Source organism: Anabaena sp. FACHB-1237 (genome assembly GCF_014696225.1).
Lineage (GTDB): Bacteria > Cyanobacteriota > Cyanobacteriia > Cyanobacteriales > Nostocaceae > FACHB-1237.
Window position 1 is genome coordinate 76,500 of the sequence record NZ_JACJPV010000007.1, and the last position, 17,697, is coordinate 94,196.

Here is a 17,697-nt window from a genome sequence, read left to right on the forward strand (position 1 = left end):
ATTTTCATCTGGTGTTATTGCCAAACATGAGAAATATTAACCAGAAAAAATCTTCATTGATCAATATAAATGATAAGTCTAAATTATAAGTTTAATAATTTTATATAAGTTTTTTAAAAACTCGCGCCCTTAATTTTGGGGTTTTAGGGGCGATCGCTGTGGTATTATAACCATATTAAATATAATGGAATATTTGCAACAAAAATTTTCAGTACAGATTTCCATTATAAAAATATCATTCTTAAACAATATCTGATCTCGCGCTAAAAGTCAACTATTTCGGTCCGCAAAAAAATTAAGAAAATCTCAAATATCAACTTTTAATATTTTCATCTGGTGTTATTGCCAAACATGAGAAATATTAACCAGAAAAAATCTTCATTGATCAATATAAATGATAAGTCTAAATTATAAGTTTAATAATTTTATATAAGTTTTTTAAAAACTCGCGCCCTTAATTTTGGGGTTTTAGGGGCGATCGCTGTGGTATTATAACCATATTAAATATAATGGAATATTTGCGATAAAAATTTTTGGTAAAGATTTCCATTATAAAAATATCATTCTTAAACAATATCTGATCTCGCGCTAAAAGTCAACTATTTCGGTCCGCAAAAAAATTAAGAAAATCTCAAATATAGCTTGTTCCATCATAGCTAATGTAACAAATTGTAAATACGGTAATTATAGGGATTTTCGTGAAATAGAGTATAACATAATAGCTGACACAAGGGTGCAAAATTGGGAGTTGGGAGTTAGTAAAATTAGACAATTTTAACAGACCTTTTGGACAGGGAACTGATTCCTTGGCTGATGTTAGGAGTCAGAATAAAGAATGTTCTCCCTACTCCCCACTCGCTACTCCCTACTTAAACAATTAACTTAAAAGTTCCTATGGTCAATTCTACCTTTGTTCCTACAGTTTATATTAATCCTCTCACTGGTAACGATAATAATACTGGTACAAGATCATTTCCATTTAAAACTATCACTCACGCTTTAAAAGATGCTAAAATACCAGTTATTATTCAATTAGGAGCGGGAAATTATAACAGTGCTAATGGAGAATTATTTCCCCTAATTATTCCTGTAGGTGCTTTATTAGTAGGTAATGAAGCAAATAAGGGTAAGGATATTATCATTTCTGGAAGTGGAGAATATCAAAGTCCAAGTTTTGGTAAACAAAATATTACCCTCTTATTACTGGGTGATGCTAGTCTCTTAGGTGTAACTGTAATTAATTCTACAGCTAAGGGCACAGGTGTATGGATTGAATCTGCTGTACCGACGGTAGCCAATTGTACCTTCCAAAATTGTCTGCGGGAGGGTTTATTTATGACGGGTAATGCTAAACCGGGAATTATGGATAATGTGTTTATCAATAACCAAGTTAGTGGTTTAGTGATAGCTAGAAATAGTAAAGGTGATATTCTCAGGAATGAATTTACTAATAATGGTTTAGGAATAGCTATTAGTGATAATGCTGCTCCTTTGGTGGCTAATAATAGAATATCTAATAATAAAACAGCGATCGCTCTATCTCGTGATGCTAAACCTGTATTACGTCAAAATCTGATTACTAATAATAGTCAAGGTGGACTGTTAATTAATGGTAATGCTTTACCTGACCTTGGGCAACCCGAAGATCCTGCGGATAATGTTTTTCGAGAACAAGGAAGTTTTGATTTACACAATATTACCGCACAAACAATTATTTCTGTCGGTAATCAATTAAATCCTCCTCAAGTGCTGGGTTTTGTTGATTTTATGGCTGCTACTACGGATACTCCTATTCAACTAGGCGTTAGTACTAGCTTTTCTGATTTAGATGGACATTGGGCTGCTGCTTTTGTAGAATCTATGTCTAAGAAAGGATTTATTAGTGGGTTTCCTGATGGTACATTTCAACCTGCTACACCTATAACTCGCGCCCAATATGCAGCATTAATTAATAAAACTTTTCAACTTCCAGAAAGTAACCAAATCAATGAATTTAAAGATATTAAATCTGATTTCTGGGCTGCTAAAGCTATTAGTAGTGCAGCAAGTAATGGGTTTTTAAGAGGTTTTCCTGATGGTACATTCCGTCCAGGAAATAATCTCACGAAAATTCAGGCTTTGGTATCTATTGTCAATGGTTTGGGTTTAACTGGTAGTCATAGCAATGTGTTAACGGTATATAGCGATCGCGCTCAAATTCCCAGTTATGCGACTACAGCCACAGCCATAGCTACTGAAAAACTAATTGTAGTCAATTATCCGCAAATAGATCAGTTAGAACCCATGCGAGAAATTACTCGTGCAGAAATAGCTGCTTTAATTTATCAAGCATTGGTAGCTACTGGACAAGAACCTGGTATTTCTTCTCCTTATATAGTCAAACCTGAGATGGAAACCAATAGCTTTTATGATTTGTTAGGACATTGGGCAGAAACTTTTATTCTTAGTTTAGTAAGTATCAATCTTACTAAAGGTTTTGATGATGGAACATATAAACCAGATCAAACTATGAACCGCGCCCAGTATACTGCATTAATCGCTGCGGCATTCAATCCTCCTGCAAAACGTGAAGCAGTACAATTTACCGATGTCCCCCAGGATTTTTGGGCTGCTAAAGCTATTGACGTTGCAGCACGGGGAGGTTTCGTCAGTGGTTTTAGCGATCGCACCTTCCGCCCATCTCAAAACGTCCAACGTCTCCAAGTCATCGTTTCCCTAGTCAATGGTTTAGGTTTGACTAGCGATCATCCCAGTAAATTTACTTACGTAGATCAGGATAAAATTCCCGAATATGCCCGCAGTGCTGTTAACATAGCTACCAGCCAAAAAATCATCGTCAATTATCCAGATCCAAAATTACTAGAACCCAACCGCGAAGCCACTCGCGCTGAAGTCGCAGCTATGGTATATCAAGCATTAGTAGTCACTCAACGCACGAAAGCTGTTGATTCACCTTATATTGTGTCCTAAATAGGACTTACCCAATATAATATGTCACTTAAACCCTGATTCTGCCCTAAGGGAAATTCATGAATTACCCCTACTGTTGTTCCCTGTTGTGTAAGTCCTACTAAATTTTTGTAATATAATTGCAGATCAGCAATTAACCTGTACAATGGAAAACACTACCTCAAAATTTGTGGTGACACAGGAATTTACTCCTGTAACTTACCAGACTTAGGTTAGATGCGATGGGTGAACATTTTATACCTATTGCCAATGAACTGAAAACCCATGTCAACAATACCCCTAAAACCTCCTGCAGAATTAGCCTTGCAATTAATAACCCACTACAGTTTTGATCTGGGTGGATATAAACCCCATGACTTAATTACACTCTGGCAGTCAGAATATGCTGTAAACTGGTTACACTTAGCAGTAATTGAAGCATTGTATCAAGGCCGTTATAAGGCAGTTTCCGTACAGCAAATTCTCAACTTTTGGCAACGCAAGGGTGAGGCTACTTATCATTTTAATATGGAATTTGAACGGATGATTTGCAGCAAGTTTCCCCAACGACTCACCGCACCATCTTTGGCTGTATTACCTACTTTACCACAGCATAAACCAGTAACTCAGAAAGTTCCGGTTATTGAAAAAAATAGCGTTAATCGGTTATTACCCGCTCAAATAAGCAATCATGGTTCAGAGGCGTATATTGCATCTACGGATATTGAAAATATTAAATATAATACTCAATATCATATTCCAGCACAGGATCAATTAGTGGTGAATGTAAGTAATGAAAGTAACTCAGTAATAGAGAAACAACCGCAAAGACAAAGTTATCAACCTTATCAGCCTAGATATCAAGCTAACTGTCAACCTGTTAATTCAGGAGGTGGAAATCATCCACCTATTGGTCAGTTTACACCGCAAAAGAGCGATCGCATAGAATCTTTTACTTCTAAACTTAAAGCCATGACTATGGAAAATTTAGAGTTTGCTTTTTAAATACTATCTCAGTGCAGGGTGTAATTTTTTTACTATAAATTTTTCTCCTAACTCCCGACTCCTACTATATTAGATATTTAACATAAATGCGATCGCATCTAGTAGTTTCTACACCAGTTGTAGCGAGATAACCATAACTTTCATAGAGAAAAATAGATCATAAAAAATAAAAACCGTGAAAAACCATTCACGGTTAGTAAAATGTGGTGTGAGGAGACTTAACTGATATAATCATACTTCATGTTTGATGCAACTTCATGAAAATTTTTCAAGAGTTGACAGTTGACAGGGCAAGATGCCTGTGTTACAAGGGCTTTATCATTAACATCTGTACCTCATAATAACGGAAACTGCTGCAAGTCATTATTTTTGCACAATATGAAGTTTAGTAAAATTTATTACCCTAGCAAAGCACCACCACAACTAGAACCACAACCTGCGGTACAACCATAACAATATTCAGCAGTTTGTACTTCATTGATCATATTTAAAGTACCATAATCCAATAATTTAGCCACTGTTAAAAATTCCCCATCTTTACTTTTACCAGGAATATTCATCATTTGATTAAAATCGCAATCATAAATATTACCTAAATAGTCAATAGAAATTTGTTGACGACACATTAAATTATCAACCGTACTTAAATTAAAATTATTTTCTAAAAATTGCAAATAACTAAAATAGAGATTTTTCCTTTCTAAATATAACTTAGTGCGTCCCACAGGAATATTAGTTATCGTCAGTAAATGATTAAAAACCACATGAAACTGCTGATATAAAAACCTTTTATAGTCTAATTCTAAACTTTCCTGGGCTGGAGGTAGACTAAAACTTTCATTACTTGGTAATTGAGGATTATACACCAAATCCAATATTAATTGATCATCCTTACCATAACCAAGATTATTTAACCATTGTAAAGCCTTAATTGATTGGTTAAAAACCCCATTTCCGCGCATTTTATCAACATTATCAGCCAAATAACAAGGAAGAGAAGCCACAATTCTCACCTTATTTTCTGCCAAAAAATCTGGTAAATGACCAAAACCTTCTCCAAAATAAATCGTTAAATTTGATCTAACAATTACCTCCTTATTCACTTCTCTAGCTGCTGTAATTAACTTGTGAAAACCATAATTCATCTCTGGTGCGCCTCCAGTTAAATCAATAGTTTTAATTTCTGGAAAACGACGAATTAAAGTAATTAATTGTTCACAAACTTCTGGACTTAATTCTTCAGTTCTTTTAGGACTTGCTTCCACATGACAATGACTACAAGCCAAATTACAAATTTTACCCAAATTAATTTGTAAAACTTCAACAGACTGTTTTGTTAAAGGTGTAGTTAGCTGTTTTTCAAAAGGTGTAATTGTGTTCATCTTCCTGGTATTCCTAGTTAATAATAGTAGATGTAGATCTATCTAACAAAGTACGAAATTATCTGCGTCTTTCTGCGTTCAATTCTGTCCACTGATACAGCAATTAAATCACGCAAAGCTAACAACAACCACCACCATCATAATACCAAGTAGAATCAGTAACAATAATTTCCTCTGGATTAAAAACTGCCAGTTTAGCGGCGGTTTTATCACAAACTGCTGCGGGAATACCACGTTGTAAAATATGCCCGTTATGATCATCAAAAAAAGGTTTATCACCTGTATAAATTGCTGTTTTACCAGTGAAAATACAAGCACCATCTTCAGGAATTGGTACTTTAAAAGCTACAGAATCTAAACTTTCTAAAAGTAAGTTTTCTGTCAGTTCATAATTGTATTTATCTAAGACACGATAAGGACGACGGGCGCGAATTTCAATTTGTCCAAAACCTGCATCAATAATTAATTGAGTATATTCTTGATATGTCAATGCACCAGATAAACATAAAGCCCGTAAATGTTCATTTTGTTGTAAATGTTGCGGGATAGAACGAGTGGCGATAGGATCACTCATTTGTAGTCTTCCACCTGGTTTTAAAATGCGATAGGCTTCTTTTAAAGCAGTGGTTAAATCGGCAGGTTCAAAAATATTAAAAAGGCAATTTTGGGCAACTATATCTACAGCATTATTATCAATGGGTAAATTAAAAGCATCTCCTTCACGAATTTCTACAAAACTAACATCAAACCAGGGATTTTCTTTAGCTGCAATTTGTAAATTTCTCATGGCTGCTTCTCTCATTTCTTCTACAGGTTCAACTGCTATTATCGCTCCTGGACGACGAGAAAAATAGGCGAATTGTAAAGCTTCTAAACCACCACCTACACCGACATAAACTACTGTAGGTTGATTGGTTAATTCTCGAATATGTACTGTAGTTCCACAACCATAATTCATTTCTTGCATAGCCAAAGGAATTTTTAGTTCTGGTAATTGTAAAGGACTACTTTGTACACAACATAATCCTATTTCTGGCGTTTGGGCTACTTGACTATAAAATTCGGCAGCGGTTTCTAAATATGTCATATTTGCTAATTAGTAACTGGTGAAATTAGTTGTTTATTTATATTACCAGATAATTGTAAATTTGGCAATTATATATGATTAATCATTCCTATTTTTGATAATTTCTCCCAATGATACTTAATGCTATTATCTGCTATTCTTGGTATTACCAGATTCAGATCCCCGCCTTCTTAGAGAATTATATCTGGAACTAGCCCAACAAGACAAAAATATACGTCACTCTTACTTGACTTTGATCCGAAAATCAGATATGCTACCGATAACATCGAAGGGGAGTAGCTGCTAACTATTACAGCCTTTTTGTACAGACTGAAAAAGTTAGCGTATTTGAATCAACACACTGGTGATGAACCTGGTTCAGATAGCAAATAATCAATAAATCATTAATTTGTATTTAATGGCAATTTGAAAGCGAGACCTTCACTAAATTTCACATTTACAAGTGTGGAGTTCAGTGAAGTTTGTCAACTTTCTACTAGCTCCACACGGGTAAAAAACCTTAAGGAGTTTCTCAGAATGTTAACAGCTTTTACCGCAGGTTTACTATTAATCACAATTTCTGAATTAGGCGATAAAACGTTTTTTATTGCTGTAATATTGTCCATGCAACATCCTCGCAAATTAGTATTTGCTGGTGTGATAGCAGCATTAGCAGCAATGACTATTCTTTCAGTAATATTCGGAAAAGTAGTATCTTTTTTACCACAGCAATACATCCATTATGGGGAAATAGTGTTATTTATTGCCTTCGGGTTAAAATTACTCTATGATGCTAGTAAAATGCCTGCGGCGGATAATCACGAAGTAGTAGAAGAGGCAGAGGAAGCAGTAGAAAAAGCAGGTTTAGGTGCAGATAAACCGAAAAATATTTGGTCAGTTTTACTGAAATCTTTTGTATTAACATTTATAGCAGAATGGGGCGATCGCACACAAATAGCCACCATCGCTTTAGCAGCCAGTAATGATCCCATTGGTGTGACAATAGGAGCAGTATTAGGACATTCAATTTGTGCAGCGATCGCCGTCATTGGTGGTAAATTAATTGCAGGTAAAATTTCCGAGAAACAAATCACCTTTTTAGGGGGATGTTTATTTATCATCTTTGGTGTAGTTGCGGCCATAGAAAAATCATAACATCATAGGGTGCGTTAGCGAGATCGTGACGCACCATATTAATAGTACACAAGATATCACTATAATAAGAACATTAACCTTAACAATTAACTGTAAGCTTATCCATCTAAATTTATTCAGGAGTTAGCAACAGGACTCACGCAAGTGGCACATTAGTAGGGTACATCAGACAGTATAGATCATGTAAATAACCAAATTTTTGATATCTGACGCACCCACTCAACAGATTTTTTAGTGTGACACTTGACTTGCGTAAGTCCTAAGCAAGACTAAGCCCTGACCCATATTTTAAGCTAATGTGCAGCACTGACTGTATAATTAAAAAACCTGAAGTTACAGTAGCACAAGCATCTTGCTTGTATTAATTATTCAAGTTAAAGGCACAACAGCTTATCTATAATTAAGGAGAAGGAGATCCAGAAGGAGTAGGATCAGGACTAGACACAACACCAGCAGCTTTATTAATTTCATCTTTATATTGAGCAGGTGCTAAAGCGACAGCGCTGGCAAATAAAGGTTTAGCTTCATCCACCTTACCACGATCCTTAAAAAACATAGCTTTAGCTAAAACAGGTCTAAAATCTTCAGCATCCTTCTTAATAGCCTCATCATACACAGCTATAGCTTCCTTATCTTTATTTTGAAAACCATAGACAGTACCTAATAAAATCTGCACAGCTACCACATCAATAGCATCAGGTTTAATAGCATTTGCTTGATTAGCAGCCGCTAGAGTATCCTGTAACAAGCCAATAGCTGCTTCTGGACGTTTTTGGCTCAATTGTAACTTTACCATGCCTTGTAACGCCTTTAAATCCCCCGCTTTTGTAGCTAAAACAGCCCGGTAACTTTGCGCTGCACCTTCCTTATCCCCAATTTGTTCCTTAGCTTGAGCTAATAAAACAGCATATTCTGAATTTTCTGGATTTAACTTAGCTAACTTTTCCAGTGGTTCAATTACTACTTGAATATCCGCAGGTTTCACTTCACCAGGCTTTTTTTGACTTAATAATTGTAAACGCGACTGTAATAGACCTTTTAAAGCTGTTTGATTTTCCGGTTCTTTCTTTAAAACCGACTCATAACCGCGAATTTCATCTTCAATCTTTGACTTTTGGTCAAAAGAGGAGGTATTTTCACCACTATTAGAACTATTTGTTGCTGAAGAATGAGGACTACTTAAAGGAGCAAGAATAGGTATGAGAGAAACACCCAAAAATCCTAAAACCGCCACAATTAATATAACTCTAACTAGCAAACGATTATTTGTATTAGACACAAGCAGCACCAACCTATGATCATTAATTAATTATTAACTTTTATCAACCCAATCACTTTCAAGATATCAGGGATCTTGTGCGGAACTTTCTAAAAGTTTACGGAATACAGTAATTTATCCGTGGATTTTATAACAAATTAATATCTATCCTGCTAAAGTAAGTGATGACTTTAGGAAGATTCCTGACAATTATAGCTATGCTATGCTTGCGATAGGCTCATGGCCTTAACCATGACTAGATCACAGACGCTAAATTACACATTGACCAAATGTGAGATTTTGCGTCTTTCTGTTAATATAAAAACGTTTCTGGTTACTAGATAAAAAGCAATATACTTGATATCAGTCCCAGTGACAATTCCAGGGGCAATAATTTTGTTATTGCTTCTATGATTACCTGATTTTATTAAATCCCAATTATGGGATATATCTCCGCCGCAAGGAGTTTTTATGAATTCCGACCTGATGCCATCTTCTCAAAGTTCCAATTCCGCAACCCCTGAGTCCATCTCTAATAAGATTGAATCTTCTACTAATGTTATTAAAATAGTAGATAAATCTTCTAAATTGGATAAATCCTCTCTTAATCACCATGAAACTGATAATAGTGAACATGGACTTAATCGAGAACAGCCAATTCCACCTCCTAGTGAACCTACTCAATATCGAGCTATAGGACTAATTAGAGGTATTTACCGCGCCAGTAGTGAACAATTTACCCAAGGTACATTAGTCACAACGGATGGGGTAGAACTTAATTCCGTTCTTTTAGGTCGCATTATGAGTTTAGTCAAAAATCATTTAGACCTAAACAAAGAACATTTATGGGTAGTTTATCCACGTACAAGACAAGAAAGTGATGCCTTACATCTGCAAATTGTGGGCGTGTGGGAACCAGAAAATCTCGCTAAACAAGGACTAGAATACCATAGTGCAGAGGTGAGCTTCCAAAAGTCTGATGTGATTAAACCATCTTCAGCCATTCCTGATGGTGGTTTTTCAGTGCGTGGTGAAGTAGTTTATCAGTCTTTTGAGGAAAAGAGCTTGGTAGTGAAAATCAAACAAGCACCTCGGAAAGCTGGTGACAAACCTAAATACTTCAAGTTAAAACTTAAAGGTGTCTTAACCACAAAAGCAGTGGGCAAATTTTGGGATTTTCATGTCAAGCGACAAGCAGATATTTTGATCATTGATCATGCAGAAGCGATCACTGACCTGCCTAAAAAAGTCAAACCCTCATTTAGACCAGGATTTCGTAGTGGCAGTATAGGGAGAAAACCATTCCCTCCTAGACGCATCGGTGACACACCTCGTCCTACTAAAAGAATAGGTGCTGACTCTACCATAGCAGCTAAACCTATACCTAAAGTACCCACTCCTAAACCTATCAAAAAACCTAAATCACAGGAATAGGTAATTGACAATTGACAATTGACAATTGACAAAATTGCAATTACGTAGTGCAGGCATCTTGCCTGCAAACCTGATTAATATATATTAGACAGATTAGCGTTATCATGGTAGCAGAAAAAGTGGCAACTAAATTAACAGAAAGATTTGAAAAAGCAGTGGTTTATGCAATACAATTACATTCTTTACAAGTACGAAAACAAAGAGATATTCCCTATGCAACTCATTTATTGAGTGTGTCATCTTTAGTATTAGAAGATGAGGGAGATGAAGATGAAGCGATCGCTGCATTATTACATGATGCTATTGAAGATCAAGGAGGGTTAGAAACTAGAAAAGTAATATTAGAATATTTTGGAGAAAGAGTCACAGCAATAATAGATGGTTGTACAGAAGAAATTGTTAAACATCAATCACATTGGCGCGATCGCAAATTAAATTATTTAGAAAAAATTCGCACTGGTTCAACTTCTTCCCGTCGTGTTGCTTTAGCAGACAAACTCCATAATTCCCGCTCTATTTTAATGGATAAAAGACAAAAAGGAGATGTAATTTGGGATAAATTTGGTGGTCAAAGATCAGGAACTTTATGGTTTTATCGCGCTTTTTTAGACATTTACAAAGCTGATAATTTCCCATCTATATTAGTAGCAGAATTAGAACAAGTAATATTGGAACTGGAAAAATAAATAGTAAAGATCCCCAACTTCTTAAAGAAGTCGGGGATCTGAATTTGGTTATTTAACCCAAGTTGCTAGTTATTAATTTTCGGATATTTTGTAGTTTGTAGGGTGCATCAGACAGAATAATTTAGGTTAAAATCACCAATTTTAAGATTCTGATGCACCCTACTTCATCTAACTGGCAACTTATTTTCAAAAATAGTCAATAACACAAAACCCAATAGATGATGATGTTCTAAACAAGTTAATCCCACATTTTTCCCCATTTCTTCCCTTTCTTTTTGACTATAAAATCTCACTCCTGTGGGAGAATATGACCTAATTCCGCATCCTGAAGAATTATTAAAACTAATATCCACTAAATAAAATCTACCCCCAGGAGAAAGTACCCTTTTCACCTCACTTAAAACCTGTTCTGGATGGGCATAATGTAAAAAACTAATAGTATTAAAAACCGCATCAAATTGTCCTTGTGCAAATGGTAAATTTTCCGCATTACCTTCTAGATAAATTAACCGGGGATGATGACGGTTATTTATTCTAGCAATACGTAACATTTGCGGCGATAAATCTAAACCTGTGGCTGTAATTCCGGGAAAATAATTTGCTAATCTATCTAATAATCTTCCTGTTCCACAGCCTAAATCTAAAATATTTGCATGGGGTGATAGTTCAACTTTTGTCAGCAATATTTTATGAATTGCTTGATAAATAAAAGAGGGAAAAGTCCAATCATAGCTATTAGCCCAACGATCAAAAAGTTCTTTTTTATTATTGATAAAATTATTAATCATGGTTCGTATAATTTTGTATTTGCTTTGATTATAGCATTTTTGCAGATCCCGGACTTCTTTGAGAAGTCCGGGATCTTTGCTAATTTATCAATTATAACCAGTCTCGATAGGCTGAAATTTCATGTACTCCAATTTCAAAAGGTGAACCTTTGCCAAAGGGAGGATAAACGCGAATTTTCGCATTTTTACTGAATCTTTCTAACCTATTACCCAACTGGGGAATATTACTTACTATATGCCAATAACTCACTAGATCGGGACAATCTATAATTAACATTAAATTCGTGGAATTTTGCGTTATGTACCAGTGACAATTAGATAGTAGTATTTGAGTAATGCGATAGCCACGCTCCCCGAAGGCATCCCACGCTAAATAAAAACATCTACCAATTGACTGTTCTAATGCTAGATGTAACATTTTATCTTCCTTTGTTACCTGCTGAGGAGGTAAATCATCCGGAGGAAGAAAAGACAATTTAGACATAATTTCGCACCTCTTCATTATAGCGCGATAAACTTTCTCGATTTTTTTGTAATGACAATGATGATGGTTTTAGAACCAGTGTACCAATATTCAATTCATCGTGAAATCTTTTGATCTTGTCTCGACAAGTTTGGACATCACCAATAATGGAATGATCAATTAAATAGTCCACATCAAAACAGATGTTTTGGCGATTAAATGTTAATTGTTCAGGACTTTTCTGCATTACTAACCTAGAATTATGATTCATTTTCTCACTAAAATCACGAATAAAAGGTAATGCTTCATTTACCGCTTCATCGTAGGTTTTAGCTACAAAAAAGAACCGTGCTAATAATAATTTTTCCGCACCACTACGATTAACTTCCTGATACTTATGTACCGTTTTCTTTAATCGTTCTAAAGAAAATGGTGGACCCCCCATTAAACCAAAAGAATTATTAGCAGCAAATTCTATAGCTTGATCATCACCACTAGCAATATATACTGGAATTGGTTTTTGTAGTGGCCGAGGTTGAATAGTTAAATGTTCGCATTGATAATATTTACCATCAAATGAAACATCGGTTTCATATAATAGTTTTTGAATCAAAGCGATCGCTTCTAACATTCTAGTGCGGGATTCATCCATATTCACACCAAAATGTTTATTTTGATCAGGAAAAGGTCCCCCCTTTGCTACCCCAAACATCAATCTTCCACTACAAAGATTATCCAAAGTTGCCACATCTTCAGCCACTAAAATAGGCTGATGAAATGGTAATAAAACCGCCGCACTTCCTAATTTAATTTGTGAAGTAGCACCTGCTAAATGTGCCATTAACAATAAAATTGAAGGACTCAGATGAAACTCATTAAAATGATGTTCAGTGATCCAAGCCTCCTCAAAACCCAAGTTTTCAGCGTGTTTCACTAATAAAACTTGTTCAAAGATAGTGCGACGGGCATCCTGATGATGATTTTCGTAATTGCAAAAAAGTCCTGTTTTCATCATGCCTAAAATATTACGAATCAAATATTAAGCTGCCACTAATTGCAACTCTAACCATAACCGAGGTTCAGACTGTTTTAACGTGGAATAAGGATCACGCAATAATCGTTTAGTGTTGATGAAGACTACTTGAATTAAACCCATATTTTCGGCTAATTCTCGCAATATTTCTTTATGGACTTGTACATGAGGAAGTTTATCATCTTGACAATAAATTCCAATGTACTGAAAGCGTTTTGCTGGTCTTCCCCAAAAGCTAGTAATCACTTTCACATAGCAGTCAGACAATAGATTACCTATTGTGGGATAATAGTCATTAACGACTCTGACAAATTCTTGGGCTAGGATGTCTTCAGTAATCATTTTATTGATACTTCTGTAACTTCCATAACTTTAATTGGTATAACTAGCATAACACAAAATTGTCAAATAAAGCTAACAAAGTTCATAAAAAATTTATAATTGATAATTGAATAAGCTGTTGTAATTTTAATTTGGATCATAAATGCAAGCAAGATGCTTGCACTACAGTAATTTTAGGTTTTTTAGTTATACAGTGAGTGCTGCACATTAGCTTAATGAAGATCCCCGACTTATTAAATAAGTCGGGGATCTAAATTTAGCGAGAATTGCGTTCAGCCACTAAAACATCAGCAATAATATCAGGTAAAGTTCTTAAATCAGTATATCCTTCGGAACCAAGAATAGGAGAAATAAAAGTATAGTTAGGATCACACATTCCTGTATCATAAACCTGCATAAACCAACGATCAGGAAATCCTTCCACACCTAATTCTACAATATACCAACTTTCACCCATTAATCGAGAATTAATAATAGTAAACCAATCTCGATATTCATCAGCAATATTCCAGTCGGCTAACAGAAATTCTAAAGCTATATGTCCTGCTTCATGGGAAGTCAATAACATTATTACTCCTGAGTAGCAACTTCACTAGGAATTTCAGGATATAAACCTAATTGTTTAGCTAATTGTTTAGCTACAAAAAATAAAAATTGCGCCCCATCTTGGTTTCCTTGATGGGCAAACATTGTCGCAACTTGTAACATTGTTTGTACTAAACCTGAATCTATTAATTCTGGTTGTGCTTCCAAAACTTCTGGTTCTTGACCATTTGGACATTGTAGAAGTTCATCAATTAAATTAAAATATTGTGTTTGGCGTTCTTGTGTCATGGTAATTTACTTTATGGTGAGTAAGTGAAAATTCATCAAAATTAGCAAAATTAGTCTAAATAATTGTTACCAATTAATCAAACTTTAATAAATAAAAAAGTCAGAAAATGATATTTTAGCTAACCACTCATAGCTGACTCTTGAGTGCAGGGTGAAAATTCTTTATTCTGACTTGGTGACTCCTGATTCCTAAATCATTGTTCAATACTTTGCTGCCACATTCTTTCTAACAAAGCAATTTGTGATTTTAAAACTGCACTACGATAGATTAAATATCTATCATAACCAATAATCATCACACCAATAAAAATAGGTATTCCTAAAAATAACCATTGTATAATTGTCAGGAAATTATGTTTATTAAAAAAACGCTGAATCTTATACAATAAATTATCTTGAGATTTCCTCACTGGAGATACAAAAGATTCCAGATTGAAAGATGTTCCTGTGGTAGATAAAGATTGAGAACCTATATTAATCTTTGGGGATTCACAGGATAAATTCTGTGTTTTAACTAACTCTCTTTGCCCTAAAACTACACCAATTATTAATATTGATGGTGAAATTAATGCTAAAGTTACTAAACCAACTGTTAGCGCGTTTAAAAGTTTAATTTTCATCATAATTATCTGAGAATTATCATAAGAAAAATGATTTTAGTAGACTCAGACACATTTTTTGTGAAAAAACCTGCTGAGAAAAATAGAAAATTTTTAGAAAACTTTTCATAAAATTTTTCCAATAAATCTCACTGTTTAGTTAGAATGAATACGGAAATAGAGAGTTAAGAAGTCCCCCCTAATTCCAGAGACTTGCATCTCAAGAACTTCGGGGGGTAGAGGGGAATCTCTGCGTAAATCCTATATGCTTTATATCAGTTGCTTTTTTTAGAAAAATTAAAGTACCCCAAATTAAAATTATTAGAATTATTAAAAAACTACTCAAAGCCTCAAACATTTATGAAATAAGCAAAATAAAAAATATTTGGTGTGGGGGTGCTAGTATTTTTCTTGGAGGGGACTAGCATTTTTGGGGGGGGAGGACGGGCAAATTTGTACTCAACTCTCTAACAATCGAACATCTTTATTAAAGGTACTTGTAGGTCAATTCATGGAGTTAATTTCGAGTAAAATTGAGTGAAGTTGAGTGAAAATTGTACTCAAATTACAGCATTTCCTGACAAATATAAACTGAGAATACCTTCAATAATCAAAAATACAATTAGGATTTTATAAATAGTAGTCTAGGCATCTTGCGAGCTAATTTGTGTTATAAATTGTATTAATTGCTTATTTATAATAACCATTAAATTATATAATCAATAACAAATATAAGGTTTTGAAAATTTACAGTATTAATTGACTAAAATCTGATAAAATCAAGATCAATACTTATAAATTTCTGAGGTTAATAAATGAGAATTGCTAAAGATGTAACAGAATTAATTGGAAATACTCCCTTAATTCAACTTAATAAAATTCCCCAAAGTGAAGGAGTAGTAGCGAGAATATTGGTAAAATTAGAAAGTATGAATCCTGCGGCTTCTGTTAAAGATAGAATTGGTGTAAGTATGGTTATTTCCGCAGAGAAAGAAGGTTTAATTTCTCCTGGAAAAACAATTTTAGTAGAACCAACTTCGGGTAATACTGGTATTGCCTTAGCGATGGTGGCTGCTGCTAAAGGTTATCGCCTAATCTTAACTATGCCAGAAACCATGAGTCAAGAAAGAAGGGCAATGTTAAAAGCCTATGGTGCAATTTTAGAATTAACACCTGGAACTGAAGGAATGCGCGGAGCAATTAACAAAGCAGAGGAAATTGTCGCTAATACTCCTAATGCTTTTATGTTACAACAATTCCGTAATCCAGCCAACCCTAAAATTCACAGAGAAACCACTGCTGAAGAAATTTGGCATGATACAGAAGGTAAGATAGATATCTTTATTTCTGGTGTAGGAACTGGAGGAACAATTACAGGAGTGGCAGAAGTTTTAAAACAGCGTAAACCTGATGTGAAAATTATTGCAGTCGAACCGGAAAATAGTCCTGTTCTTTCTGGAGGTAAACCAGGATCTCATAAAATTCAAGGAATAGGTGCGGGTTTTGTTCCTGATGTTTTAAAAACAGATTTAATTGATGAAATAGTATTAGTTAATGATCAAAATGCGATCGCTTATGGTAGAAGATTAGCTAGGGAAGAAGGACTATTATCTGGTATATCTTCTGGTGCGGCTTTATGTGCTGCAATTGAAGTGGGTAAACGTCCAGAAAATGCTGGTAAATTAATAGTCATAATTCAACCTTCTTTTGGTGAACGTTATTTAAGTACCGTCTTGTTTCAAGACTTAATGAGTTAATAAAATATAGATCCCCGACTTAAGAAGTCGGGGATCTGTCGGTTAGTAATTTGCGGAAATTAGTAGCCCCAAACGGATATATTTTATTGAACAGGAAATTAAATATTTATTTGTGAAACAATTAATTTTAGTTTTACCTTTACAGCAGATTCCATCTACATGAGGCAGACTATGAACACAGCAAGATGCCTGTGTTACAAGGGTTTTATCATTAACATCTTTTGATTTATATCTTCATCAGAAATACATATTCCGCGTAATTACTGGTATAAAAACAGGCAAGATGCCTGTGATACTGGTTAACCTAATCATACAACCATGTATTTTTACCAAAGTCTTCTTTATTAGATTCTGGTTTTTCCTTCATCACTGGTAATTGTCGGTGATCTTTTTTATAGTGTGATTGTGCTGGATGATAAATATCTTTTTTGACTATTGCTGGTGGTGCGGTTGGTTGTTTTAACAATTCAATTTCTTCCAGTAAATTAGAATTAGAATGGGCTAATTGCAAAGCTGTTTTTTTAGTTTCATCTAATTCTTGATTTAACTTTTCTGTGAATGCTTGTTTTTCGGCTAAGGCTATTTGTAAATCATTAACTTGTTGTTGTAATGCCATTCCTTTTTCTTGTAAGGTAATAATAGTATCTTGCAAATCTTTGATTTTTGCTAATAATCGAGATTCTTGTACACTAATAAAATCACTTGCGGTACTTTGGGTAATATCTTGTGTCACTGTTGCTGTTTCTTTCACTGGTTCTGCTGCAATTTCTATTACAGAGTCAGTGGAGGAAGGTGTATATTTTTGGGCTTGGGTTTGTGTCTCTATTTGCGCTTCTGCTTGAATTAAGTCAGCTAATTTTTTCCTAGCCATGATTTTATTTACTCCAATAATATGATGATTATACCAAAAATCGGTTACTGAATATAAAAAGTTAATTACCAGCGA

Annotated in this window: 17 protein-coding genes and 1 pseudogene; 6 read left to right on the forward strand and 12 right to left on the reverse strand. The window is 34.7% G+C overall.

The genetic code is table 11. The features are described 5' to 3' along the window. The first annotated feature begins 894 nt into the window (after positions 1 to 894). Both H6F32_RS05465 and H6F32_RS05470 read left to right on the forward strand, forming a co-directional pair. The gene (locus H6F32_RS05465) at positions 895 to 2,970 is read left to right on the forward strand and encodes an S-layer homology domain-containing protein (protein WP_190368326.1); all 2,076 of its coding nucleotides are present in this window, start codon (positions 895 to 897) and stop codon (positions 2,968 to 2,970) included. 264 nt (positions 2,971 to 3,234) lie between these two features. Beyond that, positions 3,235 to 3,954 carry a hypothetical protein gene (locus H6F32_RS05470; RefSeq protein WP_190368327.1) on the forward strand — a complete coding sequence of 240 codons (720 nt, stop codon included), beginning with the start codon at positions 3,235 to 3,237 and terminating at the stop codon, positions 3,952 to 3,954. Positions 3,955 to 4,018: 64 nt separating this feature from the next. Here the strand turns inward: H6F32_RS05470 and H6F32_RS20430 are convergent. The 3 genes and pseudogenes from H6F32_RS20430 to arsM form a co-directional block, all read right to left on the reverse strand. Further along, a pseudogene (locus tag H6F32_RS20430) lies at positions 4,019 to 4,111 on the reverse strand (GNAT family N-acetyltransferase); the annotation flags it as partial. A 241-nt stretch (positions 4,112 to 4,352) separates the two neighbouring features. Continuing rightward, positions 4,353 to 5,336 (reverse strand): arsenosugar biosynthesis radical SAM (seleno)protein ArsS, encoded by a 984-nt coding sequence (gene arsS, locus H6F32_RS05475; protein WP_190368328.1) that lies wholly within the window; start codon positions 5,334 to 5,336, stop codon positions 4,353 to 4,355. 118 nt (positions 5,337 to 5,454) lie between these two features. Next, the gene (arsM, locus tag H6F32_RS05480; RefSeq protein ID WP_190368329.1) at positions 5,455 to 6,423 is read right to left on the reverse strand and encodes an arsenosugar biosynthesis arsenite methyltransferase ArsM; all 969 of its coding nucleotides are present in this window, start codon (positions 6,421 to 6,423) and stop codon (positions 5,455 to 5,457) included. Positions 6,424 to 6,939: 516 nt separating this feature from the next. Between arsM and H6F32_RS05485 the strand changes: the two genes are divergently transcribed. After that, positions 6,940 to 7,557: a TMEM165/GDT1 family protein gene (locus H6F32_RS05485; RefSeq protein ID WP_190368330.1), complete on the forward strand. Its 618-nt coding sequence runs from the start codon at positions 6,940 to 6,942 to the stop codon at positions 7,555 to 7,557. A gap of 400 nt (positions 7,558 to 7,957) precedes the next feature. Here H6F32_RS05485 and H6F32_RS05490 read toward each other — a convergent pair whose 3' ends face one another. Further along, positions 7,958 to 8,836, reverse strand: a complete 879-nt coding sequence (locus H6F32_RS05490) for a lipopolysaccharide assembly protein LapB (RefSeq protein WP_190368331.1) — start codon at positions 8,834 to 8,836, stop codon at positions 7,958 to 7,960. Positions 8,837 to 9,286: 450 nt separating this feature from the next. Here H6F32_RS05490 and H6F32_RS05495 point away from each other — a divergent pair, with 450 nt between their 5' ends. Continuing rightward, the gene (locus tag H6F32_RS05495; protein WP_190368332.1) at positions 9,287 to 10,249 is read left to right on the forward strand and encodes a hypothetical protein; all 963 of its coding nucleotides are present in this window, start codon (positions 9,287 to 9,289) and stop codon (positions 10,247 to 10,249) included. A 104-nt stretch (positions 10,250 to 10,353) separates the two neighbouring features. Next, complete coding sequence (locus H6F32_RS05500) at positions 10,354 to 10,935, forward strand: HD domain-containing protein (protein WP_190368333.1); 582 nt, start codon at positions 10,354 to 10,356, stop codon at positions 10,933 to 10,935. Between the two features lie 164 nt (positions 10,936 to 11,099). On the opposite strand, the gene H6F32_RS05505 is transcribed toward H6F32_RS05500, so the two are convergent. From H6F32_RS05505 to H6F32_RS05535, 7 genes are all read right to left on the reverse strand, one after another. After that, positions 11,100 to 11,723, reverse strand: coding sequence for a class I SAM-dependent methyltransferase (locus H6F32_RS05505; protein ID WP_190368334.1), 624 nt, complete (start codon positions 11,721 to 11,723; stop codon positions 11,100 to 11,102). Between the two features lie 91 nt (positions 11,724 to 11,814). Beyond that, a complete protein-coding gene (locus tag H6F32_RS05510) occupies positions 11,815 to 12,207 on the reverse strand; it encodes a hypothetical protein (protein ID WP_190368335.1) in 393 nt (130 codons plus the stop codon). Next, entirely contained in the window at positions 12,200 to 13,198 is a 999-nt protein-coding gene (locus tag H6F32_RS05515; protein ID WP_190368391.1) for an LLM class flavin-dependent oxidoreductase, read from the reverse strand. Before H6F32_RS05515 ends, H6F32_RS05510 begins: the two co-directional genes overlap by 8 nt. Positions 13,199 to 13,225: 27 nt before the next feature. After that, the gene (locus tag H6F32_RS05520) at positions 13,226 to 13,561 is read right to left on the reverse strand and encodes a hypothetical protein (protein WP_190368336.1); all 336 of its coding nucleotides are present in this window, start codon (positions 13,559 to 13,561) and stop codon (positions 13,226 to 13,228) included. A 256-nt stretch (positions 13,562 to 13,817) separates the two neighbouring features. Beyond that, the gene (locus H6F32_RS05525; RefSeq protein WP_190368337.1) at positions 13,818 to 14,129 is read right to left on the reverse strand and encodes a hypothetical protein; all 312 of its coding nucleotides are present in this window, start codon (positions 14,127 to 14,129) and stop codon (positions 13,818 to 13,820) included. Positions 14,130 to 14,131: 2 nt separating this feature from the next. Continuing rightward, a complete protein-coding gene (locus H6F32_RS05530; RefSeq protein ID WP_190368338.1) occupies positions 14,132 to 14,395 on the reverse strand; it encodes a hypothetical protein in 264 nt (87 codons plus the stop codon). 194 nt (positions 14,396 to 14,589) lie between these two features. After that, positions 14,590 to 15,018, reverse strand: coding sequence for a hypothetical protein (locus tag H6F32_RS05535; RefSeq protein WP_242031059.1), 429 nt, complete (start codon positions 15,016 to 15,018; stop codon positions 14,590 to 14,592). Between the two features lie 791 nt (positions 15,019 to 15,809). On the opposite strand from H6F32_RS05535, the gene cysK reads away from it, so the two are divergent. Continuing rightward, entirely contained in the window at positions 15,810 to 16,751 is a 942-nt protein-coding gene (gene cysK / locus H6F32_RS05540; protein ID WP_190368339.1) for a cysteine synthase A, read from the forward strand. A gap of 304 nt (positions 16,752 to 17,055) precedes the next feature. Here the strand turns inward: cysK and H6F32_RS05545 are convergent, their stop codons facing one another. After that, a complete protein-coding gene (locus H6F32_RS05545; RefSeq protein WP_190368340.1) occupies positions 17,056 to 17,622 on the reverse strand; it encodes a hypothetical protein in 567 nt (188 codons plus the stop codon). Positions 17,623 to 17,697 lie beyond the last annotated feature (75 nt).

Bases quoted from the DNA above. Each gene is read 5' to 3' on its own strand.
- H6F32_RS05545 (WP_190368340.1), bottom strand. From the start codon at position 17,622: ATGGCTAGGAAAAAATTAGCTGACTTAATTCAAGCAGAAGCGCAAATA.
- arsM (WP_190368329.1), bottom strand. From the start codon at position 6,423: ATGACATATTTAGAAACCGCTGCCGAATTTTATAGTCAAGTAGCCCAA.
- H6F32_RS05530 (WP_190368338.1), bottom strand. From the start codon at position 14,395: ATGACACAAGAACGCCAAACACAATATTTTAATTTAATTGATGAACTT.
- H6F32_RS05495 (WP_190368332.1), top strand. From the start codon at position 9,287: ATGAATTCCGACCTGATGCCATCTTCTCAAAGTTCCAATTCCGCAACC.
- H6F32_RS05520 (WP_190368336.1), bottom strand. From the start codon at position 13,561: ATGATTACTGAAGACATCCTAGCCCAAGAATTTGTCAGAGTCGTTAAT.
- arsS (WP_190368328.1), bottom strand. From the start codon at position 5,336: ATGAACACAATTACACCTTTTGAAAAACAGCTAACTACACCTTTAACA.
- H6F32_RS05485 (WP_190368330.1), top strand. From the start codon at position 6,940: ATGTTAACAGCTTTTACCGCAGGTTTACTATTAATCACAATTTCTGAA.
- cysK (WP_190368339.1), top strand. From the start codon at position 15,810: ATGAGAATTGCTAAAGATGTAACAGAATTAATTGGAAATACTCCCTTA.
- H6F32_RS05470 (WP_190368327.1), top strand. From the start codon at position 3,235: ATGTCAACAATACCCCTAAAACCTCCTGCAGAATTAGCCTTGCAATTA.
- H6F32_RS05515 (WP_190368391.1), bottom strand. From the start codon at position 13,198: ATGAAAACAGGACTTTTTTGCAATTACGAAAATCATCATCAGGATGCC.
- H6F32_RS05505 (WP_190368334.1), bottom strand. From the start codon at position 11,723: ATGATTAATAATTTTATCAATAATAAAAAAGAACTTTTTGATCGTTGG.
- H6F32_RS05525 (WP_190368337.1), bottom strand. From the start codon at position 14,129: ATGTTATTGACTTCCCATGAAGCAGGACATATAGCTTTAGAATTTCTG.
- H6F32_RS05500 (WP_190368333.1), top strand. From the start codon at position 10,354: ATGGTAGCAGAAAAAGTGGCAACTAAATTAACAGAAAGATTTGAAAAA.
- H6F32_RS05465 (WP_190368326.1), top strand. From the start codon at position 895: ATGGTCAATTCTACCTTTGTTCCTACAGTTTATATTAATCCTCTCACT.
- H6F32_RS05510 (WP_190368335.1), bottom strand. From the start codon at position 12,207: ATGTCTAAATTGTCTTTTCTTCCTCCGGATGATTTACCTCCTCAGCAG.
- H6F32_RS05535 (WP_242031059.1), bottom strand. From the start codon at position 15,018: ATGATGAAAATTAAACTTTTAAACGCGCTAACAGTTGGTTTAGTAACT.